Here is a 26391-nt window from a genome sequence, read left to right on the forward strand (position 1 = left end):
ACAAATTTAGGGATATTTGGGATGAAACGACTACAAAAGTGGTTAATGTTAGGCTGCCTAATCGGTAACCAAGCAATTGCTGAACCTTTAACCATATCCAGTTGGAATATCGAATGGTTATCAACCAACGAGGCTGTGAATAAGTTTTCTGATAAACGAGATCAAGTCGACTTCGATAAACTCGGCACGTATTTTCAATCCTTAAACGCCGATGTGGTTGCCTTTCAAGAAGTCGATGACGTAAATGCCATTCAGCGTGTGGCTGGTGATCAATATCAGATCTTAATGTCTGACCGGGCGCTACCTAAGAACAGCAACCACCAATTTAAAGAAGTGAACCAATACACGGGGTTTGCGGTTCGTAAAGGCGTACCCCTCACCGACTACGCTGACTTTCCGCTTGAAACTACGTCCAACAGTAAACTTAGGTTTGCCAGCTATATCGTTATAGAGACAGAGACTAAACCCATTCACATGCTATCTGTTCATTTAAAGGCAGGGTGCAGTGGTGCTTATAAGTCCAACCGCGATTGCTCACGTTTAAAAGAGCAAGCCCAACAACTGAACAAGTGGATAAAGCAAAGAGAGCGCAACAACGAATACTACGCCATTCTTGGCGACTTTAACCATAACCTCGCTTACTCACGAGATTGGATGTGGAAAGAGTTAACACAATATACTGATGCGCAGTTAGCGACACGAAAGACACGCGCAGACTGCAAAGTACGCTCTAACCGCAACAACCATCGCACGCATCAGTTCCGCTCTGTTATTGATCATATTGTAGTGAGTGAATCATTGAATGCAGATCCTGCGAAACAACAAGTATTCAAAACACAAGATGTTCTCGACTACAAACTCAGCGATCACTGCCCAGTTTCAACGACCATCAATTAATTGTTGTAGATCTAAAAAAGGCCGACTGGCTAAAGAACTAAAGCGAGTCGGCCTCTCTAAAACTTACATCAAGTCAATTAGATACACGATAGGTTTACCTTAACAGGTTTTATTCGTTCGACCTGCAAGCCACATACCCACCAGCATGCTTATCATAAATACCCATACGGTAGGGTTGCCACCACTAAGACTCGTCACCGCTGGACCAGGACAAAAGCCAGCAAGCCCCCAACCTAAGCCAAACGCTGTGGAACCCACAATCAGCTTTCTGTCGATTACCGGATTATTGCTGCTATCTAATCGCTCACCATTGATCGCTTTATCTCGCTTTTTAATGACTAGATGATAAAACGGCGCAAACACCATCAGTGCGCCACCCATTACGAATGCGAGACTTATGTCCCAATCACCAGTCACATCTAAGAAGCCGAGTACCTTGTTAGGATCTACCATGCCTGAAATGATCATACCCGAGCCAAACAAGACTCCAGCAAGCAAACCAACAACGATAGTAAATGAAGAGTTTTTCATTATGCCCCCAACCCCATTAGGTTCTTAATAAGCACCGTAGCCATTGCGACACCCATGAATACACAAGTCGCGATAATTGAACGTTTTGACAAACGCGCCATGCCCACAATGCCATGTCCGCTTGTACAACCATTCGCTGTTTTAGTGCCAAATCCGACTAACAGACCAGCGATAACCACCACTACGAGATTCATCTCTTCCGGTTGTGGGAGTTGGTAACCGGTAGGAATGAACAACCAACCACTTACGACCATTCCAATAACAAACGCGATACGCCATTGCTTTTCAGTTTTTCTGTATCCGTGCTTTTGCCTTCTTTGTTACTGATGCGAACAGGCAATAATCGACTGACAATTCCGCTAATACCAGCGACTCGACCAATCCCTAGCATTAACACAATGGCCGACATGCCCAACAGCATGCCGCCGAAAAAGGCATTCCAATGAATCAAACTCAACACAGACCTCTCCTATCCAGAAACATAATTACTCTCAATCACAGTAAATTAGAGTTTACTAATAAATGTAGATTAGTCAATGCTAATATAAATTAACCCATTTATAGCAACAATTGTTTCCTTGTCATTCAGCTAGCTGTAAGCTCCCAACAAACAAAAAGCCCTTAGGCGTTAACCTAAGGGCTTTTGATTTCATTTGAGCTGTATCAGCTACTTAGTCTTATTCTTTTCAGCTATCCACTGCGACATGTACTTGGTGCTTGCCATGGTGTGGTGCTTGAGCATTGAACCGAAGAAATTATCCAATCGGTGCGAGTCAAGCTCAGAAACCAATGCAGTTAATCGTTCGATCAGTTGATTGCCTAACTTATCTTGCTCGTAATGCGCTTCAAGAATAGAGTGACACTGGCTTTGGGCTTCAAGCCACTTTTCTTCATCGCGATAAAGTTCAACTGCTGCAGCCACAAACTCATCAATATCATCAGCAACCGCACCCGGCCATTGCAGTTCGCCTTGCGGTAACATGCCTTCACTGCCAATCTGACTCGTTACATTCGGGGTTTGAAGCTTCATCGCGTCAAGCAACTTACCTTTAATGCCCGCACCAAAACGTAATGGCGCAACACATACACGTGCCTCTTCCATCACTTCTTGAGCATCTTTAGCCCAACCTTTGATGTGGAAACCGGTTTTAGGGTTATGCAAAGCAGTTGCCTTTGGCGGCGGGTATGAACCGTATATATGAAGCTCGGTATCAGGCAACTGCTTACGAATCTTCGGCCAAATCTTCTGTAACTGAAGCACTGCATCCCAGTTAGGTGCATGCCTAAAATTACCTATCGTCATGAAATGCTTACGTTCTTCATAACTTTTCGTGCGTTCAGGCAAAGTATTAAGATCAACCATGAAAGGTAGATGATGTAGAAGCTTTGGATTGATATTGAACTCAGATTGGAGCAGCTCCATCTCGTAGCTTGAAATGATCAATGAAAGATCACAGCGCAGAATCGCGGCAATTTCACGTTTGGCCAGATCACTGTAAAGATGCTCTTTCGTCAGATCTGTCTCTTTTTTAACAGCTTCATGTCGAGCATTACGTAGGAACTGTAAATCTTCAGTATCCAATAGCTTAAAGGCATTAGGACATACCTTCTCAACACGCCAACCAAATTGCTCTTCCATCATAAAACGGTCAAACATGACAACATCAGGTTGTAGCTGTTCGATGTACTTATCAAAGCTATCGCAATTCAGTTCAATAGATTGGCTCGTGATACCCTCTTCAGAGAGATCGATCATATGCTCGGTCTCTTGAGCAGGCGTTGCGAATTCAACAGACCAGCCTTGTCGCTTAAACAGGCGTAAAAGTGACATCATATGGCTGCCAGCCGCCGATGAATTCGGTTCTGGCCAAACGTAGCCAATTGCTAAAACTTTCTTCAAAACACTTCCTAAGAAATAACAAAAGGGACTCTAGAAGCCCCTTATTGAACATTTACTGATGATTATAATAAGTTCTAAGAACTCAGCGATTAGATTCGCTCACCGACATTGCGAGCTATCATAAGCACTTCATCCGCCGAGTACAGATTTGAAATCGTAGTTTCGACTTCTGCACCCAATGTAGATTGATACAGCTTTTGTGCAAAGTTGTCCGCTCTGGTGGTCACTAATACATGTTTTAGTGTCGAGCCTTGCTCTGCAAGTTTCTGCTTCACTTGCGGCAAAGAATCTAGAATCAGCTTTTTACCCAACCCTTGCCCTTGCGCACTCGGTAACACAGCAAGTTGCTCCAACTCCAAAACAGCTTCAGGCCTAAACCCACTCTTTTGAACCCATATAATGTAACCAACAATCTCACCTTCACTTTCTGCTACAAAGTTAAGAAAGCGTGGCGCTGCATTTAAGTTACATTGTAACTAATCCTTCGAATTTTGTTGTCGAACAAATGTAGCTTGGTGAACTAAAGCCGCCCCATCAAGGTCGGCTTTATCCATTAGACGAACTTGCACCATAACTGCTATTCGCTTTCTGAGTTAGGGCGCGTTTTACAGTGTAAAATGGCCTTCTCTAGTAGCTCTAATGCTGATTGTTCCACTTCTGGCAGTTTGGCATCTGATTGACCTAACGGCTCAACACGGCTACCCCATTTAATGTGGCCTGCACCCCAAGTTAAACCAGCACCAAATGCTGCAACCAGGATATTTGAATTGGGCTTAACAAAACCTTGCTCTAGTGATTCACATAGTGCAATTGGCACGGTCGCTGCCGACGTGTTGCCGTAGTTTTGAATGTTCACAAACGCTTTCTCACGCTCAATGCCTGCCATATCGCAAAGCGTTTGAATGATTCGGATATTTGCTTGGTGTGGAATCACAACATCGATGTTGTCTGTTGAGATGCCTGTGCGGCTCAATACGGTGTGGGCAGCCGCACCCATGCCTTTAACTGCACGCTTGAAGATCTCTTTACCTACGAAATCGAAGTCCCAGTAACCATTATCAGCCGCAAAACGGTCCATAGAAGTACCGAACTTAGGCACTGCTAGAATATCTCGGCCTTCAGCATCACAGCCGATTTGCGCTTCTTGGAGACCAACTTGCTCTTCAGTGCGAGAAAGTACGACTGCACCTGCACCATCACCGAATAGAACCGCAGTGTCACGCTTAGTCCAGTCGATGAAGAATGAAAGACGCTCTGCGCCCACAACGATCGCATTGCGGTAGTTGCCCGCCTGAATCAATCGAGTTGCAGTTTCAACACCGTAAATGAAGCCCGTACACGCCGCGTTAAGGTCAAAAGCAGCTGCGCTCTTGATACCTAAGTTCTGTTGAACTTTCGACGCAGTGTTTGGAATAAGAGAATCTGGGCTACACGTCGCAACGATAACTAGGTCGATGTCTTCAGCCGTTAGGCCTGCACACGCCATTGCGTGTTGAGCAGCAACGGTCGCTAGCTCAGAGGTATTTACATGACTGATACGACGGTTTTCGATACCAGTTCGAGTGCGAATCCACTCGTCAGACGTATCAATGAATGTGCTTAAATCATCATTGGACAGCACGGCTGGTGGCAGACACTTTCCCCAGCCCGTAATTTCGGCGTAAAATTTTGTCATCATTTACCTGTTTATTGTTTGTTTTTATTTGAGTATCGTATTCATGTTTTAAACAGTATAAGCGTTCCGTACGTGATTCGTAAATCGCGTTAGCCACGGAGATGCAATAAAAAAGAGAAAGTTATGTCTACATTCAACACTCGTTGCCCTTCTTGCGGTGGCGTAAACCGAGTTCCTTCAGAAAGAATTTCAGAAAGCCCTACTTGCGGTAAGTGCAAAAATGCCCTTCTAGACGGTGCACCAATCGAAGGTACATCACTGAATTTCCAATCGATTTTGAACAGTTCACAACCTGTCGTTGTCGATTTTTGGGCGACATGGTGCAACCCATGTGTAGGTTTCGCACCTGTATTTAGCGATGTCGCTAAAGAGCGCGCTGGCGATGTTCGATTTGTTAAAATCGATACCGAAGCTCAACAGCAACTGGCGGCTATGTATCAAATCAGAAGCATCCCAACGGTGATGGTATTCAAGAACGGTCAGCGTGTCGATACGATCAACGGCGCTTTACCAAAAGGTCAATTTGATCAATGGCTTAATCAAGCTTTAGCTAAATAAGTTTGCCTAAAATCATTCATTAACCGGCAAACAAAAATAGGTTATGAGCCCTTAACAAATAAGGCTTCATAACCTATATTCAGACAACAATTTATCGTATTGTCTTCTAAACACTTAATTCGTGTTCTGCTTTCTCGCCTGCTTCATGCTTGTTCAAATCACTCTTCTGATTCAAGTCACTTTGTTCACTCAAACCATATTGCTCTTTGATCTGGTCAGCAATTTTCTCTGCGATCATGATAGTTGGTGCATTGGTATTCGCTCCCACGAGTGTCGGCATAATCGAAGCATCAATGACTCGCAAACTCTCCATCCCGTGAACTTTCAAATCTTTGTCCACTACTGCCAGTACATCATCGGCAGTGCCCATTTTACAGGTTCCTACAGGGTGGTACTGGGTATCGGAACGATTACGGATATCTTGCTCAATCGCCTTGTCATCATTGGCATCGACCGGATAAAAAGCGTCGCCACGAATATCATCGAACGCTTCACTTTCTAGCATCTGATATTGCTTCTTCCACCCTTTAATCATGATTTCCATGTCATGCGGGTGACTGAAAAACGCTGGGTCGATCTTTGGTGGATCGTAAGGATCAGAGCTATTGAGTGTCACGGTGCCATGGCTTTTTGGCCTCAGCAACGTAACATGTGAGGTAAAGCCATGACTAGTATGGATTTTTCTCGCATGGTCATCCACTACCGCAACGACAAATACAAACTCCAAATCCGGCACTGCGATATGATCATCAGAGCAAAGAAAGCCAATACCTTCTGCAAAGTTGCTGCTCATTTTCCCACGGCGCTCTTTATGCCACAAAGGTAATGCTTTAGTCATTTCAGCGGCCATTTGCAACGAAATACCGAAGGTTTCTCGCTTTTCGCTGCACTTATAAGAGTGCACCAAATCGATATGATCTTGCAGGTTCTTACCCACTCCTGGCAGCTCATGGACTTGCTCGATACTATGTTCCGCCAACTCGTCTTTAGCACCCACGCCTGACAGCAACAACAGTTGAGGAGATCCGAAAGCCCCTGCAGATAAAATGACTTCCTTGTTACATCGAATCTGATAGCGATTACCGTTAGAACCGTATTCAACTCCAACCGCTTTCTTACCTTCAAACAAGACTTTATGAGTCGTAGCTTTAGTTACGACAGTTAGGTTGGGACGCGATAGGTTTGGCGTCAAATAGGCCTTGGCTGCACTGCATCGTTCACCATTTAACTGAGTTACCTGAGTCGGCATGGCACCAAACTGAGCGGCTCCGTTGATGTCTTCATTTCGCGGTACACCGATCGATTCGCACGCGGACAAGTAGCGCTCCAACATTGGGCTCGGTGATCTAAGGTTTGCCACATTCAAGGGACCTCCTTGACCATGGTACTCATCTTTGTGCACTTCGTTGTTTTCAGCTTTCTTAAAGTAAGGCAGGCACGACTCATAGCCCCACCCTGCATTACCTAAACTTTCCCAAGTGTCATAGTCATAACGATGCCCACGCGCGTACATCATGGCGTTAATAGAACTCGACCCACCAAGCGTCTTCCCTCTTGGCTGATAACCTTTACGACCATTTAAGCCCGGCTGTTCAACCGTCTCAAAAGCCCAGTTATTGAGTTTGGTCGGCATCATCGCCACAACGCCAACTGGAGTATGAATAAAGGGGCTCGTGTCTTTGCCACCAGCCTCGAGCAAACAAACAGTAGTATTTGGGTCTTCCGACAATCGAGAAGCCATCACACACCCAGCAGAACCACCGCCTAAAATAATAAAGTCATAGTTATCCATTGATTGTCTCCGCAACTTCTAAAGGATGTAGCTCTCGCTTTAAGATTTTTCCTGTTGCCGTCATTGGTAGCGCACTACGAATGAATACTTTACGAGGGTATTTGTAATCGGCCAGTTGTTCACGACACCATGCCATTAACGCTTTGCTGTCACATTGTGTATGTTCGTGAAGTACCACATGGGCATGAATCTCTTCCCCCAACTGATCATGATGTTCGCCAACCACAGCCACCATCTCGACATCCGGGTGACACATCAACACTTCTTCAATCTCTCTCGGGTAGACGTTATAGCCGCCACGGATAATCATGTCTTTAACACGATCAACAATGAACAAGTTGCCGTGCTCATCAATACGCCCGATATCACCCGTTAAAAACCAGCCATATCTGATCGCTTCTGACGTTGCTTCTGGTCGTTGATAATAGCCTTTCATGACACTTGGGCTCTTTATACACACTTCGCCCAACTCTCCCATTGCGACCGAGTTGCCTTGTACATCAGTAACCTTGATAAGATGTCCACACAGTGGTTGACCGACACTACCAGATAGTCGATCACCATCAATGTGATTAAAGGTCGCGACTGGCGCTGTTTCAGAGAGCCCGTACCCTTCCAATACTGGCAGTTCAAAGCGCGACTCAAACTGACGAATCACCTCAATTGGCATAGATGCCCCTCCAGACACGCCTAACCTCAAGCTATGCTTAACCTGCTCAGAGCGCTCTAACGATTCCTCTCCCGCTCTGAGCAGTGCGATATACATGGTAGGAACGCCAGCAAACACGCTCACTTTGTGGTTAATGATCTGTTCAATCACTAATGATGGTTCGAAGCGTGGAATCAAGACCATAGTTGAACCCGTCAACACACTCGCATTCATCATTACCGTTTGACCAAAACTATGGAACAGAGGAAGTGTTGCCATTGTTGTATCGCTGTATTCCAATCTCATCAGATACTGCGAGGACATTGCATTGGTTTGCATGTTGGTGTGAGACAACTCAGCCCCTTTTGGCTGGCCAGTAGTACCGGATGTATACAGAATGACCGCAGTATCATCTCCATGGCAGGCTATAGCTTCAAAGGTTTCTAAAGGTTGTCTCAACCATTCGGTTATGACTTCCTTCTTTTCAGCAGCTTCTTCAGAACAAGCATCACTGCCTGACGGGATTGGCATAGAGACAAAATGCTCACAGTTATTGGCCTGTTCAAAGCCTTGTAGCCCGTAACGCCCAATAGGAAGATCATCAGTCCCCTCAAAACAAAGGTAGGCTTTCGCGTCGGAGTCATTCAAGTGATAAGCAATCTCTCTCGCCTTGAACAACACGTTTAAAGGGACGACAACGCAGCCTGCTTTCAGAATTCCGTAATATGCGATGGGGAAATAAGTCACATTGGGACAAGACAGTGCAACCTTATCTCCTTTATTTAATCCAAGTCGCTTTAGATTTGCAGCGACCTTCCCTGCAAGTTGTTCCAACTGAGCAAAGCTGACTTCATCCGCCCCCATACGTAAGGCGGCTTTGGTTGGAAAGAGTGAAGCGCTACGTTCTAAGTTAACAGCAAGATTGTGCATCCATGATCTCCTTGTTTGGCTGGACCCAGCGGTCACATTCGCCTTAGACGTTTAATCGTTGTAATGAGTTTTGTCTTTGTTGCTACGGGAGTCGCATATTGGAGCGTCACGTTAATAAAAGTGATTATTGAGCAAAATGTTGGAAACGAACCAATGTGCAACTTGTGAAATTACAACATTTTGATAACATCCCGAACAGGTTTCAAAAAGACAAAAACCGGTGATATTCGGACACAACTCTAACAAGCCACGTAAAACTCTGAACTCACGAATAAAAATTTTGAATTAACTTGGGGAAGTGAGAACAAACGAGAAGCAAAGATGTTAAGAGTTCGGTTAAGATTACACACTTCAACAAGAGGAATTCTATGGAATACACCGCAGTCTATGAACCCGATATGCAAGCATTCGGTATTCTTGACCTTCAGCTACTGCATCGTTACATGTCACCGGCTCTCAGTATCGAAGCGTTGTTGGAAGGCAGTAATATTGATGATCTTCAGCTCAATACGCCAGATACTCACATTACTTTGGCGCAAAAGTTGGCGGTGTTCAGTAACGCACTAGCGAACACGGATGAAGGCGGATTAGGTTTACGAGTTGGTCAGCAAGCCCGATTTAGCGACTTTGGAGTGTTGGGCTATGCGGTGTTCAGTAGCGAAACGCTGTTAGATGCTTTGCTGATCGGATTTAAATATTTGCAACTTGCCGGCCCCGTACTGAGAAAGACCATGTCTGTAGAGGATAACGTTGGGTATTTTCGCGCAGAACAACTGATCGACTTAGACTCTGTGCTGCCATTTTGTTGTGAATATTGGTTTGCAGCGATCCAAAGCCTGTGTGAAGAAGTGCTGCAACAGCCCTTTCCATCACAAGTGATCCGCTTTCCTTATCCGAAGCCAGAGTACGGTGACCTTTATACAGAGGTTTTCCGTTGCCCTGTTGAATTTAATAGCGACCGCCTTGAATGGCAATTTGATGCGACCAGCTTGTACTCTCCTCTGCCCACAGCTAATACCATCACATTACAAATGTGTCTCAAGTCGTGTGATGACATGTTGGCAAAAGTGAGTGCATCCACCAGCCTTAAAGAGAAAGTCTCTCAAATGCTACTTGAGAGGCCTGGATGCTACCCATCAATAGAATCGATCTCCTCAGAGTTAGGAATGTCTTCTCGCACTTTACGTCGCCATCTTAAAGCGGCCGATACGAGTTACCAGAAAATACTCGATCACGTTCGTTTCCATCTTTCTCGACACTATCTATCGTCGACAAAAATGAGCATTGAAGAGATTTCTGAACGTGTTGGTTTTTCTGACAGCGCCAACTTCCGTCACGCATTTCGTAAATGGAGTGGCAGCTCACCACGTCAATACCGAAAAGACGCGCTCTTATCGTAAACTGCACTTAAAATCTAATTTCAACGCTACAAATAAATTTGTTTTCACCCTCTTAATTAAATAGCCAATGAACAAGGGTTTAACGGCTTTTTGACCACATAAAATCTCGTAAAATGATTAGGGCGTGTTGACCTATCGTGGTTAAATTTTGTTCGAGATAAAAGCATTTTAATCGCGGCGAGGGAGAAGTTGCCTAGCCACTCTAAGCAAATCTCCCTCAACAAAGAGTAAAACGCCTTTAGCCGAACCCTTCGGGCAGCGTTTGCTGGTCATTTCTACTACGTTATTGGCTTCTCATGTAGGCTAGCTACACATAGACGCCTCTGTCTTGTATAAATACCCAGCAACTCGCTGCAAAAATAAGCTCTAAAGATCAACACGCCCTATATATCGCAACGGTATTTTAGTTTTGTTAGTCGACAAATTTCTTTTATCTTAACGACCATTTTTATTCGTTTTACCCAATTCAGTTTCTCCCCCATAGTCGCGGAAAATTCATCGTTTCTCACACTTTCGGAGGCTCCTGCATTGGACAACATCCAACCAACAACTCGCATAACCGTTCCAGTTATTGCACTGTCTTTCTACGCGATCGCTTCAGGCTACCTAATGAGCTCATTGCCATTAATGCTATCTGAATACGGCCTAGACAGTAATCTATCGAGTTGGTTGGCGAGTGCCTTTTATGCAGGGCTCTTAGCGGGTACATTATTGATTGAGCGTGCGATTGCACGTATCGGCCACAAAGACGCGTTTGTAATGGCACTGAGCGTGTTTATCGCAACGATCCTTGTGTTGCCTTTAATCCCACATCAAGCTGTGTGGCTAATCGCGCGCTTTGTTGCTGGTGTGTCGGTTGCCGGTATTTTCGTCATTGTTGAATCATGGCTAATGAGCGGTGATGAATCACAACGTGCAAAACGCTTAGCGATTTACATGTGTTCACTGTACGGCGGTTCTGCAGTTGGTCAGTTGGGTATTGGTTACCTAGGTATTACTGGCGGTGTACCATTTATTGCAATGTTCACTCTGCTATTTGGCGCGATCATTGTTTTAATGTACGGACAAGCGACACCACCACAGATCCATGATGCTCAGTCTCTGTCTCTAAAACAGGTCAGCAAATTGAGCCACAGTGCGCTAATCGGCTGCATCGTATCAGGGCTTACACTGGGTGCAATTTACGGTTTAATGCCTGTGGAGCTAGAACAACGTAATATTGCGCACGAGGACATTGGCGGTTTGATGGCGTTGGTTATTATGGGTGGTATGGCTGTACAGCCAATGGTGACTTGGTTATCTCACCATGTAGGTCAAGTGTTACTAATGGCTCTGTTCTGCCTACTTGGCGTAGCAAGCATTGGCGTATTAACCATTAATCATGATTTCTACGTGTTAGGTATGAGCCTATTCGTACTAGGCATGGCAACGTTCGCGCTTTACCCAATTGCTATTAACTTGGGCTGCCGTAACTTAGATCCAAGCTACTTAGTATCAGTAACTCAAATCATGCTGCTTTGCTACAGCATTGGCTCTGTTGCAGGTCCAATCGTGGCAGATAGCTTCATGGATTCACAAGCAGGGTTGTTCACTTACCTGTTTGCATCGTTACTAGCGACGACGATTTACATGTTGATTGCGAGCCTTAAACGCTCTCACCTACAAGTTGCGGGCGAATAAGTCATTACCTTGCTTTTGAGCGATACACTTAGGGGCTCTTCACTAAAGACAATACGTCCAAATGAAGTGCCCTTTTTTGTACACGATATTTAGAGGGTTACACTAGGGTTGGAACACATAGCCTTCGCCAGTAATCGTTAGGATCAAGCCATCACCAAGAATAGAACGTATCTCTGAAATAGCGACAATCACTGAAGAGTTAGTGACCTTCTCACCTTCCCAACCGATTTTTTTAGCTGCGGCACACTGAATAGTTGTCCACGATGACGATTCATAGCAAGAATCATCTTTCTATAAGCCAATGGCATCGTTCCTACGATATAACCATTTTCCAAATTGCGTATGAGCTTGGTATTTAGCTCAATAACCTTACCGTTTACTTCCAAGACCTCGTTTTGTTCTTCACGTATACCGTCAATGACAGGGGAGTAGTCCGTATTCATATAATATTCCCTAACAGAGCAACTAACGACACAACTTTATTAAGACATGTGTTTAATAACGTCACTTATAAATGGACGCTTGAATTCGAAGATAATGAAAGATGCGTGTACGGTAAAGAGATTAAAAATTTATTATTAGAATATTAACAGCAAGGTCTTAGCTCCAACAAATAGCCTTCGTTGGGTATGGTGCACAGGCATTTACAGTCTATCATTCCGCTGTTCTCATAGATTGCAACCAGTACTGACGCGGATGTTACCGATTTACCATTATCTTCCTTTCTAACCAGTCTGGTTTTAGTATTCACTTCCCTACTGTTCACAACGATTTTTTGTTCAGTAGTAAAATCCGGCATATCTGTTACATCATGTGGCATTACTTACCTCTTATTTTGTGGTTCAACCATATCGATTTAACTAGGTATGGTCATAAAAGTGAGGGAAAACTACATAACACCAACCTTGAAAAATACAGTAGATCTACTGCATTTCTTGGTTATCAGACAAGAAAAATAAACACGATTTCATATCATATTTAAAAGCGGGTTCAGAGCTAAATGGGCTCTTCATACTACCCTACATTTTACTTTATATTTCAGATCATATAGTTAGCTTGTGAGCCGATAATTCTTACGGTATTGACTAGGTGATAAGCCAAAATGTTTCTTAAAACGGTGAGACAAATTATAGGGGTCTTTATCAACGAGACGATTAGTAATCATAGATACTGACCAATCTTGTTGCTTTAGCAAACTGGTCCTCGTAATTGATCCGCAAACTCCGATTGGCGTTGAGATTGCTTTCAGTTCTACCATCAACAAACAGACCCACTTCTCTTGATGCATCTTAAGGATGTTGTTCTCGATATACTCTTCAGCTTTTGCCGTGTTGGTTATCTCTTTGTCTCCGATATAACGCAAGAAGTCTTCTGAGCTATATAACCTTTGGATAAATTCAGCATCATCAGTTGTAATCATTCTTAATCTTAAACGAGCGGTTTCGACTGCCTGCATGACGATATTTCCTTGCTGAATACCATGTAAATATTGAGTTCTAGAGCTAAAATGATTATCCTCCACCGCCTAAACTAAATACAAGGCTATGCAGCAATGAACCGTAAGAAAAAAATTAATCAAATTCTAAAAAAGAAGCAGAAAAAAGCGAATTCGAAACTGCATACAAGTAATAAGCCTCGCTACATTTCTAAAGCTGAACGCGCAAAAATGGAAGCAGAAGAACAGGCTCAAGCAGCGCAAACTGAAGGTGCTGTCGAAGCAACTGTTGAAGCTGAAGAAACTAAAGCAGCAGAGTAAGATTAAGCTCTAACTGTGAATTCTTACCTGGCTTTTTGCTAAAAGGTAAGTACAAAAAAGCAGCCTCTATTTAGGCTGCTTTTTTGATCCTAATATATTGAATCTCGTTGATTAGCCTTTAAATAGCTTAACTTCCCAACGAGAGAATGGTGCTTGAGCACTGATTCCTGCTCTACCCCAACGATCAACTGAGTCCACCACTAGAATACGCTCATTAGGTACTAGAGATTTAATCAAGTTGCTCGGCTTTTTCGCTGTAACAAGCCATAGTGCATCATCTTCCGAAAACATCGCTTTAAGTTTCGCTTTGTCCTGCTCTGTCCATTCAAGCTCTGCTTTAAACATGCGGTCTTCAACATACAGTTGGCTACCAGATGCAAAATCTTCCAAGCTTTCCGAAAGCAAGAGTACTGAGTCCACTTCGTTATCAAGCAATACAGCTTGTTGCTTGTTAATCAGTTCGCGAACATCCAACATCACGCGCTGCAGATTACTATCAATAGCTTCAGCCTGCTCTGGCCACAATAACTTAAAGTCATCAGCCACAATCGCAGCCATGCGCGTTAAGTTGGTTGGGTTTAACCAAGCATACTTAGACACTTCGCCATTCGATAACGTAAGTGCTGCAACACCTTGTGCTCGAGGCGTAATCGCTTGAGCCACATCGACCTCAACCAAGCGGATATTACCTTGCCTTGCGTATACGAATGTAGGATCGGCTTGCCAAATCGATGACAGAGTCAGAGCAACGGTCGCCTTTTCGCCAGACTTAAGCACTTTGCTTGCTCCCTTGGTACCAAACCAATTCGGCAGACGATCAATACCATAGCGCTTTGGTGGCAGATACTCGGTCGTAATGTCAGTGCCTTTAGTTAGCTCTGTCGCTAATGCATAAGTCACAGGTGTACTCGTTAGAATATCTTCCGCATTCGCTTTAAGTGACACCACTGAGCCAGCCATTAACACACTACCAAGCACACCGACTTGCGCCGTTGCTTTTACTGAGCTCGAGATACGATTCATTAAAGAAGTCATGATTACGCCTTTCTTACAATTCGGTATAGCGTTGCTGCAAGGAAAAACGTTGCAGAAACAATGATGATTGAAGCACCCGACGGCACTGGTAATTTAAGTTCCATTGGTAAAACCGTACCAACCAGACAAGCAATGGTCGCAAGCAGAGCTGATAACAACACGAAGCTACCCATGCGTTTAGTTAGTAGTCGAGCTGTCGCACCTGGAATCAGCAATAACGCACCCACTAGAACTGCACCGACGATCTTCACGGCAGCAATCGTGACTAACGTGATCATCATGACAAACAAGTAGTCGTAGAAACTGGTGTTGTAACCGCGAACCTTCGCAATATCAGGGCTAATGCAGGTAAGCAGGATACGGTTGAATGTCGGTATCAAAAGCAAAATGATGATCGCGCAACTGCCGGCGAGAATCGCTAAGTCCTGATCCGTTACCGTAAGAATCGAACCAAACAATACGTTCTCAAGCATGTGAATATTGATCTTACGAGCCACATACATCAGTAACGCAGCACCCACTGCCAATGCCAGCGCAAGGAACACACCAACCAAGGTATCGTATGGCACGTTGGTTCGGTTTCTCACAAAGTGCAGAAGCAAAGCGAAGATCATACAAAAGCTAAACAGCCCAATAATCGGATTTTCTGGCGGCTCGCCAAGTAGAACACCGATTGCGATACCGGTTAACGCCGCGTGTCCGACAGCTTCAGAAAAGAAAGCGAGACGCTTTGCAATCACCAAAGTACCAAGGCCACCTAAAAGAGGGCCAAGCAATAAGGCTGCAACCAAAGCATTTACCATGAAGGCATACATGAAGCTTTCAGATAACAAGCCCGCTTCCACACCACTAATGGCAAGTTGTCGTAACCAATCCATTATGCAACCTCCTTCGATTCAGTCATTACTGAGCCACTACTATAGTGCTGAAATAGGCTTTCGATCTTCGTTGGATGCAGTACTTGCTCATGTGGGCCGCTATCGACTAAGAATCGGTTAACGACATGTACGTTCGCTTCAAGTCGACGTACCGCAGTAACATCGTGGTGCACCGCTAGAATCGTTCGGCCTTCATCAACGCATTCACGAATCAGCGACTCCAGATAGCGAACACCCTGCTCGTCCATCCCCGTCGTAGGTTCATCCAATACAAGTAAGCTCGGGTTATCCAATAACGCTTGAGCAAACAAAACACGTTGCTGCTCACCACCGGACAACTGTCCCATACGGCGGTCGCTACGAGTCGCCATACCAACGCGATCTAACTGCGCGAGAGCAAGCTCTAACTGCTTTGATTTACGACGCCAAAACAGAGGGATTCGCGTCTGATTTAGCAGAACAAAGTCCATGACCGTCAAAGGTAAGCTCGACTCGAATGTCGCTTTTTGAGGCACGTAACCAATACTTGGCTTTTCTGGCCAATGAATGTTGATTGTTCCAGAGAAAGGCGTCAGTCCAAGTACAGATCTCAGCAAAGAAGTTTTGCCGCCACCGTTTGGTCCCATGATCACATGACATTCACCCGCTTTAAGTTCTAGCGAGATATCATCAAGAATCACATTATTATCGTACTGTAGACCCAGTTTATTGATTGAGATTGATGGACCTAGCATTATGCGTTCCCGCTTTTAGCTTGGTTCGCCGCTGCAAATTTCATTGCTTCGATTAACGTTTCTAGGTTCTTCTTCATCTCAACTTCGACTTTGTCGTCTTCATATTCACCGTGGGTCATGTGAGAGAAACGGTAAAGCTGAACGCCTGTTTCCGCTTCAATTGTGTCAACAAAACGGTTTGGCATGTTTAATTCGTAGAACAGTACATCGATACCCGATGCGCGGATCTTCTCAATCGTCTCTTGAAGTTGGCTAGCACTTGGCTCAACACCGTGTGCTGGCTCGATTACCGCCGCGACATCAACACCAAACTCTTGAAGAATGTAACCGTAAGCATTGTGTGTCGTCGCAACCTTCATGCCTGATGTATCTAACTCACCTAATGACAACATCGCATCACGTTTCATGAAACGAAATTGCTTTGCGTACTTACGTGCATTCTTGCGATAAAACGCAGCGTTGTCTGGGTCGAGTTTAGAAACTTCACTGGCAATGGTGTAAACCTTCTGAATGGTTGTCGAAAGCCCAACGAAGGTATGCGGATTAACAGCACCCTGACCAACAGATTGACCAAGAGCAGGAAGTAAAGGCACTTCTGTGTTTGCTTCGATCACAACCAAATCATCACGTTGCGCTGCTGCAATGACTTTAAGCGCAAAGTCATCGTGACCAATGCCGTTTACTACGATTGCATCCATCTGGCTCAATCGCTTCAGGTCGTTCGGTTGTGGTAGGTAGTTATGTGGGTTAAAACCAGCGTCAACCAAAGGAAGAATATTCACTTTGTCGCCGACTACGGCTTTCACATAGCTGTAGTAAGGTTGAAGTGTGATACCAATCGTCAGCTTGTTACTGTCGACCGTGTATTCTTTTGCTAATGCATGAGGTGCCATGAACACCGATAATAACGACATGAACAGGGTCATAATTCGCATAGTAAATCTCTTATTTTTAGTGAGCATCGCTTGCACGATGCTGTTCAACTTCTGATTCATTCACAACCATTTTCCAGCCTTCAGATTCAAGTGTGTGCTCGTCAAAAGCACTAGGCTGTTTAGCTATACCAAAGAAAATCCAGATTTCAGGAGAAACGCTGGTCGCGTTCAGAATAAAAGAATCCGCAAAGCCAAGTTCATTTGGTGTGGAAAAATAATAACCGCGCTCGTCGAGTAGCCAAGCATGAGAGCCTTTGCGCTTCCAACTCTGGTCTTCTACAAATGGTGCAACCCACTCATCTTTAAGTGACATAACACTTGGCCATTCGCCATCTGAGTCCATACGCAAGTCACGAATTTCTTCATGAGCCAAACGCAGCTCTGACAGCATCGCCAAGTTTTCTTGTTCAACATCCGTTACTAGAACTTGATGATCAAGTGCGGCTTTCACGTGAGACTCCGCCTGATGAAATGGGATCGCGACAGTTGCAAAGCAAAGGATGAATATAATGATCAATCCAACCCATTTCCCCTCTCTACCACCGGTATCGGCACGTACACTTTGAATCATCATTTTTCGCTGATCTCTACGACATCAACTTCTACAGGAAATTCGTGGCCAGAATCGAACACGAGGTAAAACTCAGTGTCTGGATGGGGGAATTCAACGATAGAGCGCTTATCGGTCATCTCTTTTGCAATCAAATTGTCTTCGTAGTCGTACATCTCAACCGCATAATCAATCGCCTTGCTGCCATCAGAGTAACCCGCTTCACAGGCAACGGTTTTGCCTTCCAACCAGCAACTCATCAATGGAAAGTGTGCTTGTGCAGGTAATGCAGCGAAACCAAGTCCCAATGCTAAGCAAGGCGTTATTAAAGCGTTCAGTTTTGTTTTTATTGTCATGGTTTGTACCCTAGCCACAGTGCAAATTCTCAGTCATAAACTGAGCGATAAAGGGCTCAAATGAGCCCTTAAGTTTTTTGGTTGTTTAATCGGGAGGCTAGCCCCCAATATCAAAGATTATTGAAGGAGAGCTTCGAACGTTAGGTGAACGTTGGCACTCGCTTTGTCCGCCAGTGGGTTGTCAATCAACTCACCTTTGTAGTTCGCTTTCATTACGTAACGACCCGCTACGTCTGGAGTAAACGTGATTTCACCATTCTCATCGCTTACCACGTCAATCTGCTCTTGGTGGTTGCGGTAAAGTGTGCCTTCACGAGTGATTTCCGCCGTAACACCTTTCTGAACTTCACCGTTGTAGAAGAACTGGAATGTTACTGGTTCACCTTCAATGATGTCTGAAGGGTGTGTAATAGGCTTCATTTCAAGTAGCTTGCCTTCAATTTTGAAAACTGAATCTGATGGCTTACCTACTGTGATGTAGCTTTCAGCACGTGTGAAGCTGATTTGTGTTACCACGTCACGTGCCTTTTCTGGTAGTACTGAATCACGCTCAGCTTTGTTTGCTTTAACCCACTTAACCGTATCACGACGACCCGCTTTGTACTGTGTGTAGTATGACGGATAGTTGTTGATAGCCACTTTGTGCGTACCTTCTTCTTCGAAGTAGAAGTCGAAAATTGAACGACGCTTACCACGAATCACAAAGTTAGGGCGCTCACTGCGGCCATCTGGCATGATGACATGAGCATTTTCGCTACCAGCAGGCTTATCAAACACAAACGTACCGTGAGACGCAGTTACGTCGAACGTTAGCCAATCACCACCTTCTTTAGATACAGTGAAGTGAGATGGCAGAATCCAACGTGGGTGAGCTTGTGCTGTTGTCGTTGCTGCTAAGCCAAATGCCATAACACCCGCGAGTGCAAGCGCCTTAATTTTTGTTTGTTTCATCATGTTCAATTCCATTATTTATAATTGTTAGCCGTGTCGCTCTATCTGAGCCTACGATGACCACTGTCTATTCTGTTTAGCTTGGTTTTAGTTCGTACTTACTAGTTACTATTCGCACTTACTATTTAGCGATGTAGTTCAAGGTGATTTCACCCGTCTCTTCTGTTGCTTTTAATTCGTAAGATGCGTTTGAATCTGTAAGAGATACTTTTTGGCGAAGGTAGTTACGACCACCATGTTCACGAACCACTTCGATATGAACCGTATACTCACCTTGTTCAAGCGTTTCACCACTGTCGCTCTTGCCATCCCAAACAAAACGGTATTGACCCACAGGACGTGTCGCAGACGTCACCGCATCGACCAATTCACGATCGTAACGGCCAACTTTTCTCCACCAGCTACGTAGGTCTTTCAGCCACTCGTCTTTACCAACCCAAAGCTCGACCGTTTTGACAGGCTTTCTTTCGCTGTTTTCTACCCACACCGCCACATAAGGGCGTGCATACATTGAGGTATCAATTTTTGGAAGTTCAAAACTCACATCCAGCTTTGCCGTTTCAGGGATCGCTTGTGCCATACCAAGGCTTGGGAAAAGAGATAAAGCAAGCAGCGCTTTACTCCAGTTCATTTTTTTCATGTTTAACAACCTTTTAAATCCGTTTAACCCTAAGTTCACTCTTCAATCAGAATCATTAATCGAATCAAAAATTAAGGCACGGCGACAAAATAGATAACCAATGAGATCACAGACCCAAACACCGTCCATTTGATGGAGGTGTTGAGTGTCTTTTTCTTAGGTAACAGTAAGCAGACGCCAGTAAGCACAAAGAAGATCATCAATAGCGCTGTGATATCGATAAACCACTTCCAAACTTCACCACTGTTACGCCCTTTATGGAGGTCATTCAGCAGTGCGATGACACCGTAATTAGTGGTTTCGACTTCGACAATTTCAGACGTCACGTCAACGAAAACGGAAGCGTTATAACCAGGGCCTTTGAAGTCCATCGACACTTCGCCAAGGAGCAGTTCACCGTCTTCGATCTCTGCGTAAATGTCTAAACCTGAGGGAACGCCAGACAAGTTCGCTTCTTCAAACAGAAACGTTTCGAAAGCCGTTTGATCAGCTTTCAATCGACCATCTTGAATGGTGAACAAGCTCGCAGGAAGTGTAAGTGTAGAGCGTTGGATATTTGGCTGGCTTGATTCAAATAGCTCAGGTCGGTTCAGGGTGATACCTGTCACTGAGAAAAAAAGAACAACGAACAGGAGCGCCATAGAAATATAAACATGAAGTCGACGAGCCCATGACTGAACTGCCCTACTTTTTAACGACATACAAACCATTACCTATAAATTTTATGGCGACAATTTAGTTGATAATCATTCGTATTGGCATTCAATTTACATTGTTTACGTTTTCCGAGAAACGCTGGGAAATTTACATAACATTACACACGATATAATCGAACTGGATGCATATTCTTGCTAACGTGTAAACAGCAGCATTAATCACGCAGTCTGTTCAAATAATGAAACCTCGCTCTTATATTTCAACCTAGTGAGTGATGTATGTTTTGATGGCTGCTGTGGCTTTAAAGGATAAAAGTTTAGGACGTTTTTGAACGGAACGATCAAGCTAAAAGGAATTAAGTAATGCGTATTATCATATTGGCTTTAACTGCGCTAACTGCAGCATGTTCAAGTCAAATAGCCAGTACGGAAGAACACATTCAGCAATACATTGGCTCAAACATAACTGATGTACAGGAACGATATCTAACAGAACGTTCACGTCCTATCAGTTTTTGGGAGTCCCGAAACTATGCTTGGGTTGAGACCCAAAATGCACTAGACAATGGTTACACCTTGCATGCATTTAAAAACCCATTTCGAGACTGCACCATTAACTGGGTGGTTAATGCGAGTGGAGTAATTGAAAGTGGCTCACCAAGCGGGACGATGTGCAGCCCATAATACATCCCTCTACTTTTTAGCTCTATTGCTTATCACGTAGCCTATAAAACAAAAAAGGTGTCACTTGACCAATCAAATGACACCTTTGTTAGTTTCTCTTTAGTTATAAGCTATCAGGCATTTCCGTTGTCGCTGACCGTTCTTAGTTGAGTCAAAAACTTAATCCAACCTTTCGCTTCGGAGGAAGGTTCAATATTATCAGCGCGTTTCGCTTGAGCCAGTGCGTTGTCCAGATTTTTGAGCTTGTACCATGAACGTACTTTCGCTAACGCAACATCGGCTTGTTTGTTTTTGTCTTTCACTTTATCTAGAACAACCAGCGCTCTGTCGTAGTATCCTTGTTGAACAAGCAACTGAGCCACGTTCCAATGGTATTGACTGTCCTTTTTAGATGCTAGCGTCCAAACATCAATCGCGTTGTCCCACTCTTTCGCTAGCTGCCAGTATGTAGCTTGCTCAGCCAAAAGCTTAACATCACTGTTCGCATCATCTAGCTTAGCGATCTCTTGAGCAGCGCGCTCAGGAATGCCTCGTTTCGCGTACAACTGTGCAAGAAGTCTACGGTCCGAGTTTTTCAACTCAACACCGTGTAGATCTGCTAACGCCAATGTATTCAAAGCATCTCTGCTGCGCTCTAACTGTAGCTGAATACCAACAAGCTGACGCCACCAATTATCTTTCTCAGGTTGGAGTTCGATAAGACTCTCCAACGTTGGAATGGATTGCTTCCACTGCTTTAACTGCAGCTGTGCACCCAGCTTTAGCGATAATGGCGATAGCTGTGGTTTAGAATTGAACTTGTCGTGATTACCAATGGCCACCAGCACTTTTGACCAGTTTTCGATTTGGTATTCCGCTTGTGCAATTCGCATCCAAAGCACATCTTTCTTTTCTGTCTCTGGTGCCGTTTTTACTAGCTCATAGTAATGTGGTAGCGCATTTGTGAACTGCTGATCATTTAATAGAAGATCAGCAAGCATGCGTTTAGTCACCCATGCTTGCTCATCAACAAGCAAGTTAGTGTCGACCGCGTACGTCAGCTGCTTAATAGCGGCACCCGTTTTACCGTCTTGCCAATAGTAAACACCCAACATACGAGCCACATAAGCTTTGTCGTAGCCTTTAGATAGCTCTAAATTAGCGAGAACATCAATCGCCTGCTTTACCTTTTCTTCTTGAGCAAGGTTATGTGCTTTTTGAACACGAATAGCAGTATATTGAGACAGCTCTTGCGCTTGCGTTGTGAGGGGCAATAACAATAAGCCCACTAATATCCATATCTGTTTTATCATTTTTCCAACTTAAACTCTATTGTTACTGTTTGACCAACTTGAGCTATCGCTTTTCCATCGACAACTTTTGGTTGGTACTTCCAGTTTTTAAGTGCTCTCATCGCTTCACGTTCAAACATACGACGCGGATTTGCATCAGTAACCTTAATATCAACAGGACGCCCCGTTTCATCAATCGTAAACGACATGATAACGAAGCCTTCAGCACCACGCTTGCGTGCTTTCGCTGGATAACGTGGATCAACTCGATACAGTGGCATTGCCTGTTGGTTTGATCCAAAATCAGAGAATGTCGGTGCGTTAATCGCTAAGCCATCAATAGATGTATTCAAATCCAATGAAGGCAAAGAAGACATAGAGTTCAGAGGCGTTACTTCAGCTTGTGACTGAGACGTTTGTGCTTCCGGTGGCGGCTCTGGCATTTCTGGTTTTTCAGGGACGGCACGTTGTCTTCTTTGAACTTCTTGTTCCTGTTCCACCATCACCATGTTGAAACTTAACGTCTCACTCTCATCTGGTGAACGTTGGTGACCATTGTCGACCATCCAAGCCATGAAAGAAAACAGTGCTAAGCCCAATGCACCCGCTAGCGGTAAAGCAAGAAATAGGCGAATCATTTATAAAGAACCTCCAAGATCATCGCTTATCAGCAGCAAGCGCTATGTTTTTAACACCCGCTCCTTTAGCAGCATCCATCACTTTAACAACGGTACCGTTGTATGCGTGCTCGTCAGCTTGAATAACCAAAGAAGCATCCGGTTGTTCTAACAATAAATGCTCCAGCGTCGCTTGAACGCGTTCAACATCAACGACACGTTTATCAATAAAGATGTCGTTAGCAGAAGTAATCGCCACAAAGATGCCGGCATCCTTTTGGCTGACTACGTTAGAAGCTTGTGGGCGGTTAACTTCAACCCCTGATTCACGAACAAATGAACTGGTCACAATAAAGAAAATAAGCATGATAAATACAATATCAAGCATCGAAGTTAGGTCTATTTGAGCCTCTTCGTTTTTAGAATGACGTCGACCGAGTCTCATCGTTGACTCCTTAAAGATTTTTCTAATTTCAATTCTAAGCGATTGCACACTTTGGCTAATCTAGCGTGTACAAACATACCCGCCAAGGCGGCAACCATACCCGCCATGGTTGGCAATGTTGCCAACGAAATGCCTGAAGCCATCAATTTAGGGTCACTGCTGCCTTGTGTCGCCATGACATCAAAGACAGAGATCATACCGGTTACGGTACCTAACAAGCCCAACATCGGGCAGATAGCCACTAACAGCTTAATAAAATTCAAGTTTTGGTTAAGCAAGATACTGGCCTGACCTAACCAACCTTCACGAATGGCCTTGGCATGCCAAGAAGAGTGTTCTTCTCTTTCATGCCACTTTGCTATCCAAGCTTGGCGTTGCTTAGGAAAGTAGAACGCGAGATATAACACACGCTCTACCACAAGCACCCAATACACTAGGACAACAGCCGCTAGCCACCACAAGACGAAACCGCCCTGCTCCATAAAGCTTGATAAAGACAGCAGCCAGTCACTCGTTAACCAACTCGCTGGTAATAGAGAACCCGACAAAATATCCATTACGCAGCAGTCCCAACTGGTGACACAACAGCGCTCGATTCAGTTGTCTTTTCAGCCTGCTCAGCAACAAGACCAATACCTTGCTTCTCAAGAATATTGCGAATGTTTTCTGATTGAGTGCTAAGAATGTTGTGTGCCAGTAGAAGAGGCATTGCAGCAACAAGACCAAGCACGGTTGTTACAAGCGCCATCGAAATACCGCCCGCCATTACTTTCGGATCGCCATTACCAAACTGTGTGATAACTTGGAACGTTTCGATCATACCCGTTACTGTACCAAGTAGACCTAACATTGGTGCTAGCGCTGCCAATAGCTTAAGCATTGATAGACCTTTCTCTAGGTGAGCCTGCTCATCAACAACCGCTTCTAATAGACGTAGCTCTAAGGCTTCAACCGTTTGGTTTTGCTCTTTGTTGTACACGGCAAGAACACGACCTAGAGGGTTATCACCCGCTTGCTCTGGGTTCTTAAGCTGCGCACGAATTTTCTGACGAGCAATCGATAGAGACACTCCACGCACTAAGGCGATAATTAAGCCAATAGCCAGTAGACCAAGAATCACTTTACCAACTACACCACCCGCTTGAAGGCGATCAGTTAGGCTAGGTGTTAGCGCCAACTGCTCCAACATGAATCCACGTGAAGGATCGACAACAACATTTGCTACTTCACCATTTGCCAGTGAAGAAAGCGATGTTAGCGTTGGACCATTTTCTGGCTGTTTAAGGTATGCGATTGCGTCTTCACGCTGAGTATTCCAGCTAACGTAACCTTGATCTGTCACTAGGCCAATCGAGCCTAAGCGATAAGCATCAACATTTTGTGTATTACCTTCACCATTAATGAAAGCAATTTGAGATTTGCTAAGCTCAGAGCTCGCTTGAATCTGCTCTACCATACTCATCCACAAGCCAGAAAGCTGAGGCATTGATGGTAATGATTTCGCATCGATAATTTGTTCAACGGTCGCTGTGTGCTCAGCGCGATCAACGCTGTTTACTGTTGAGTTAAGCTCTGCGCCCAGTTCTTTCGCGTTTTGACGAACCACACCAAACAGCTCACCAAGGCTACCTGTTTCTAAGCGCAGCTTCTCTTCTAAACGAGCCAGCTTATTTTCGTTATCGCTAAACGTTTTAGTAAGAACGTCTGTTGCGTTTTGAACCGATGTACGTTTCGCTTCAAGTTGTGCTTTGATTGCTTTCAGTTCTTGTTCTGTCTTTTTAAAGCCAGCTTCACGAACTACATTGTGAGAAGCTTGAGTGCGATTTTCTGACTTCGCTTTGTTCACTAACTGAGCCGTTGAATCAGAAGCAGAGAAAGCAGAAAAGGAAATAGACGTGATGCAAAGCAATGCTGCTAATGGCTTTAAGTTCATTACTTAACCTCCGCAACAGTTAAAGAAACAGGTAAAGTAATCAAGCTTGGAGCCGCTTGTTGGCTAGCAATATCGTACGCTTTATCGAGCTCAGACTTCATCGAAGAATCAACTTCTTGCCATTGAGCAGCTGTTTGATTCCAAGCCCAGTACTGGCTGCCATTTAAGTTACGAGCAACTAAAGAGATACGTCCTAAGTGAAGTACATCTGCTTCAATCGTTTTATCGCTCGCCAGTTCTACGCGACCTTGGTATGAACCAAGCTTAATGCCGTAGTCCATCTCAATTTGGTACGCCTCTAGAATACGACGATATTTCTCAGCATCACTTACGTCTGCACGAGTCATCATTGCTTGAAGCTTTTCAACTCTCTCTAGACGCTGCTCTTTCTTAATCGGTACGTCTTTTTCTACCAGCTGTTGCAGGCCATCGATCATTTGATACATCAAAGGCACCACACCTTGGCGCGTGTATTTAATTTCTTCGATCTGCCCTTCAATACTATCAGCTTCTTGATTTTGGCTTTCAACCAGAGCAGCTAGGTGATCATGATAGATTTCTAGGTTTTTAACTTCTTCTTGAAGACGCTCAATTTCAGCTTGCAGCATTAGAGTTGCTTGGGAGCTTTTATCAATAACTTTTTGGCTTGAAGCCGATGCGTTATTGGTCTTGTTTTGAATTGATTGAGCTTGATCCAAGCTATTGGCCATAGAAGACGTTGCTACCACACTGATGGCAAGCGCTAGGCTAGTTTTTAAAAGATTCATAATTGTAGTCATTTACTATAGAAGAAGTTCAAATGAATTTTATTGATAAGCAGTCTCATTATCATTTAAAGTCACTCGCATTACTAGGGATATTTTTACTAAATAGCAGAATCACGAAAGGGGAAAGCCGAAACTTCCCCCTTCATATTTAGGCTACGAATAGTACCCTAC

The 26391-nt window shown here is 44.3% G+C and carries 26 protein-coding genes and 5 pseudogenes; 6 read left to right on the forward strand and 25 right to left on the reverse strand.

What is annotated here, in order from left to right; all coding sequences use genetic code 11:
• Positions 1 to 21: 21 nt before the first annotated feature.
• A complete protein-coding gene (locus BTO10_RS02885) occupies positions 22 to 897 on the forward strand; it encodes an endonuclease/exonuclease/phosphatase family protein (RefSeq protein WP_105023514.1) in 876 nt (291 codons plus the stop codon).
• A 99-nt stretch (positions 898 to 996) separates the two neighbouring features.
• Here the strand turns inward: BTO10_RS02885 and BTO10_RS02890 are convergent, their stop codons facing one another.
• The 5 genes and pseudogenes from BTO10_RS02890 to BTO10_RS02910 form a co-directional block, all read right to left on the reverse strand.
• Complete coding sequence (locus BTO10_RS02890) at positions 997 to 1428, reverse strand: YeeE/YedE family protein (protein ID WP_105023515.1); 432 nt, start codon at positions 1426 to 1428, stop codon at positions 997 to 999.
• Positions 1428 to 1888: pseudogene (locus tag BTO10_RS02895) on the reverse strand (YeeE/YedE family protein). Before BTO10_RS02895 ends, BTO10_RS02890 begins: the two are co-directional and overlap by 1 nt.
• Before the next feature lie 207 nt (positions 1889 to 2095).
• Positions 2096 to 3328 (reverse strand): glycosyltransferase, encoded by a 1233-nt coding sequence (locus BTO10_RS02900; protein WP_105023516.1) that lies wholly within the window; start codon positions 3326 to 3328, stop codon positions 2096 to 2098.
• A gap of 89 nt (positions 3329 to 3417) precedes the next feature.
• Positions 3418 to 3882 (reverse strand): annotated as a pseudogene (locus BTO10_RS02905) (GNAT family N-acetyltransferase).
• 23 nt (positions 3883 to 3905) lie between these two features.
• A complete protein-coding gene (locus BTO10_RS02910; protein WP_004739182.1) occupies positions 3906 to 5003 on the reverse strand; it encodes a ketoacyl-ACP synthase III in 1098 nt (365 codons plus the stop codon).
• Between the two features lie 123 nt (positions 5004 to 5126).
• Between BTO10_RS02910 and trxC the strand changes: the two genes are divergently transcribed.
• Positions 5127 to 5561: a thioredoxin TrxC gene (gene trxC, locus BTO10_RS02915; RefSeq protein WP_105023517.1), complete on the forward strand. Its 435-nt coding sequence runs from the start codon at positions 5127 to 5129 to the stop codon at positions 5559 to 5561.
• Between the two features lie 106 nt (positions 5562 to 5667).
• Here trxC and BTO10_RS02920 read toward each other — a convergent pair whose 3' ends face one another.
• Positions 5668 to 7353, reverse strand: a complete 1686-nt coding sequence (locus BTO10_RS02920; protein ID WP_105023518.1) for a GMC family oxidoreductase — start codon at positions 7351 to 7353, stop codon at positions 5668 to 5670.
• Complete coding sequence (locus tag BTO10_RS02925; protein WP_105023519.1) at positions 7346 to 8932, reverse strand: long-chain-fatty-acid--CoA ligase; 1587 nt, start codon at positions 8930 to 8932, stop codon at positions 7346 to 7348. The genes BTO10_RS02920 and BTO10_RS02925 overlap by 8 nt, the downstream gene beginning before the upstream one ends.
• Before the next feature lie 368 nt (positions 8933 to 9300).
• Between BTO10_RS02925 and BTO10_RS02930 the strand changes: the two genes are divergently transcribed.
• Both BTO10_RS02930 and BTO10_RS02940 read left to right on the forward strand, forming a co-directional pair.
• Positions 9301 to 10332, forward strand: coding sequence for an AraC family transcriptional regulator (locus BTO10_RS02930; RefSeq protein ID WP_102425330.1), 1032 nt, complete (start codon positions 9301 to 9303; stop codon positions 10330 to 10332).
• 528 nt (positions 10333 to 10860) lie between these two features.
• The gene (locus BTO10_RS02940; RefSeq protein WP_105023520.1) at positions 10861 to 12012 is read left to right on the forward strand and encodes an MFS transporter; all 1152 of its coding nucleotides are present in this window, start codon (positions 10861 to 10863) and stop codon (positions 12010 to 12012) included.
• A 102-nt stretch (positions 12013 to 12114) separates the two neighbouring features.
• On the opposite strand, the pseudogene BTO10_RS02945 reads toward BTO10_RS02940, so the two are convergent.
• The 3 pseudogenes from BTO10_RS02945 to BTO10_RS23335 all read right to left on the reverse strand — a co-directional run.
• Positions 12115 to 12455, reverse strand: a pseudogene (locus BTO10_RS02945) (helix-turn-helix domain-containing protein).
• A gap of 608 nt (positions 12456 to 13063) precedes the next feature.
• Positions 13064 to 13213, reverse strand: a pseudogene (locus BTO10_RS23415) (AraC family transcriptional regulator); the annotation flags it as partial.
• Positions 13205 to 13468: pseudogene (locus BTO10_RS23335) on the reverse strand (GNAT family N-acetyltransferase); the annotation flags it as partial. The pseudogenes BTO10_RS23335 and BTO10_RS23415, both read right to left, overlap by 9 nt.
• Before the next feature lie 96 nt (positions 13469 to 13564).
• Here BTO10_RS23335 and BTO10_RS02960 point away from each other — a divergent pair.
• Positions 13565 to 13768, forward strand: a complete 204-nt coding sequence (locus tag BTO10_RS02960; protein WP_105023523.1) for a DUF2986 domain-containing protein — start codon at positions 13565 to 13567, stop codon at positions 13766 to 13768.
• A 111-nt stretch (positions 13769 to 13879) separates the two neighbouring features.
• On the opposite strand, the gene BTO10_RS02965 is transcribed toward BTO10_RS02960, so the two are convergent.
• The 9 genes from BTO10_RS02965 to BTO10_RS03005 all read right to left on the reverse strand — a co-directional run bounded on the left by BTO10_RS02965 (position 13880) and on the right by BTO10_RS03005 (position 20548).
• The gene (locus BTO10_RS02965; RefSeq protein WP_105023524.1) at positions 13880 to 14803 is read right to left on the reverse strand and encodes an ABC transporter substrate-binding protein; all 924 of its coding nucleotides are present in this window, start codon (positions 14801 to 14803) and stop codon (positions 13880 to 13882) included.
• Positions 14804 to 14805: 2 nt separating this feature from the next.
• Positions 14806 to 15681, reverse strand: coding sequence for a metal ABC transporter permease (locus BTO10_RS02970; RefSeq protein ID WP_004739197.1), 876 nt, complete (start codon positions 15679 to 15681; stop codon positions 14806 to 14808).
• Entirely contained in the window at positions 15681 to 16415 is a 735-nt protein-coding gene (locus BTO10_RS02975) for a metal ABC transporter ATP-binding protein (protein ID WP_105023525.1), read from the reverse strand. The genes BTO10_RS02970 and BTO10_RS02975 overlap by 1 nt, the downstream gene beginning before the upstream one ends.
• Complete coding sequence (locus tag BTO10_RS02980; protein ID WP_105023526.1) at positions 16415 to 17350, reverse strand: metal ABC transporter solute-binding protein, Zn/Mn family; 936 nt, start codon at positions 17348 to 17350, stop codon at positions 16415 to 16417. Before BTO10_RS02980 ends, BTO10_RS02975 begins: the two co-directional genes overlap by 1 nt.
• A gap of 16 nt (positions 17351 to 17366) precedes the next feature.
• A complete protein-coding gene (locus BTO10_RS02985; RefSeq protein ID WP_105023527.1) occupies positions 17367 to 17924 on the reverse strand; it encodes a DUF6162 family protein in 558 nt (185 codons plus the stop codon).
• On the reverse strand, positions 17921 to 18256 hold the full coding sequence (locus BTO10_RS02990; protein ID WP_004739201.1) for a hypothetical protein: 336 nt from the start codon (positions 18254 to 18256) through the stop codon (positions 17921 to 17923). The genes BTO10_RS02985 and BTO10_RS02990 overlap by 4 nt, the downstream gene beginning before the upstream one ends.
• A 117-nt stretch (positions 18257 to 18373) precedes the next feature.
• Positions 18374 to 19210, reverse strand: a complete 837-nt coding sequence (locus BTO10_RS02995; RefSeq protein ID WP_105023528.1) for a DUF4198 domain-containing protein — start codon at positions 19208 to 19210, stop codon at positions 18374 to 18376.
• 118 nt (positions 19211 to 19328) lie between these two features.
• Positions 19329 to 19847 carry a DUF2271 domain-containing protein gene (locus BTO10_RS03000; RefSeq protein ID WP_105023529.1) on the reverse strand — a complete coding sequence of 173 codons (519 nt, stop codon included), beginning with the start codon at positions 19845 to 19847 and terminating at the stop codon, positions 19329 to 19331.
• A gap of 71 nt (positions 19848 to 19918) precedes the next feature.
• Positions 19919 to 20548, reverse strand: coding sequence for a PepSY-associated TM helix domain-containing protein (locus BTO10_RS03005; protein WP_105023530.1), 630 nt, complete (start codon positions 20546 to 20548; stop codon positions 19919 to 19921).
• Positions 20549 to 20866: 318 nt separating this feature from the next.
• Here BTO10_RS03005 and BTO10_RS03010 point away from each other — a divergent pair, with 318 nt between their 5' ends.
• Positions 20867 to 21187: a hypothetical protein gene (locus tag BTO10_RS03010; RefSeq protein ID WP_004739206.1), complete on the forward strand. Its 321-nt coding sequence runs from the start codon at positions 20867 to 20869 to the stop codon at positions 21185 to 21187.
• 113 nt (positions 21188 to 21300) lie between these two features.
• Here the strand turns inward: BTO10_RS03010 and BTO10_RS03015 are convergent, their stop codons facing one another.
• Genes BTO10_RS03015 through BTO10_RS03040 form a run of 6 tightly spaced genes read right to left on the reverse strand, consistent with a single transcriptional unit; the run spans position 21301 to position 26220 of the window.
• Entirely contained in the window at positions 21301 to 22479 is a 1179-nt protein-coding gene (locus BTO10_RS03015) for a tetratricopeptide repeat protein (protein ID WP_105023531.1), read from the reverse strand.
• The gene (locus tag BTO10_RS03020) at positions 22476 to 23096 is read right to left on the reverse strand and encodes an energy transducer TonB (RefSeq protein WP_105023532.1); all 621 of its coding nucleotides are present in this window, start codon (positions 23094 to 23096) and stop codon (positions 22476 to 22478) included. Before BTO10_RS03020 ends, BTO10_RS03015 begins: the two co-directional genes overlap by 4 nt.
• Before the next feature lie 19 nt (positions 23097 to 23115).
• Positions 23116 to 23520 carry an ExbD/TolR family protein gene (locus tag BTO10_RS03025; protein ID WP_004739212.1) on the reverse strand — a complete coding sequence of 135 codons (405 nt, stop codon included), beginning with the start codon at positions 23518 to 23520 and terminating at the stop codon, positions 23116 to 23118.
• The gene (locus tag BTO10_RS03030) at positions 23517 to 24077 is read right to left on the reverse strand and encodes a MotA/TolQ/ExbB proton channel family protein (protein WP_004739213.1); all 561 of its coding nucleotides are present in this window, start codon (positions 24075 to 24077) and stop codon (positions 23517 to 23519) included. The genes BTO10_RS03025 and BTO10_RS03030 overlap by 4 nt, the downstream gene beginning before the upstream one ends.
• A complete protein-coding gene (locus BTO10_RS03035; protein WP_105023533.1) occupies positions 24077 to 25453 on the reverse strand; it encodes a MotA/TolQ/ExbB proton channel family protein in 1377 nt (458 codons plus the stop codon). The genes BTO10_RS03030 and BTO10_RS03035 overlap by 1 nt, the downstream gene beginning before the upstream one ends.
• Positions 25453 to 26220, reverse strand: coding sequence for a DUF3450 domain-containing protein (locus BTO10_RS03040; RefSeq protein ID WP_105023534.1), 768 nt, complete (start codon positions 26218 to 26220; stop codon positions 25453 to 25455). Before BTO10_RS03040 ends, BTO10_RS03035 begins: the two co-directional genes overlap by 1 nt.
• Positions 26221 to 26391: the final 171 nt, after the last annotated feature.

It is taken from the genome of Vibrio chagasii (assembly GCF_002954585.1).
GTDB classification, from domain to species: Bacteria; Pseudomonadota; Gammaproteobacteria; order Enterobacterales; family Vibrionaceae; genus Vibrio; species Vibrio chagasii_A.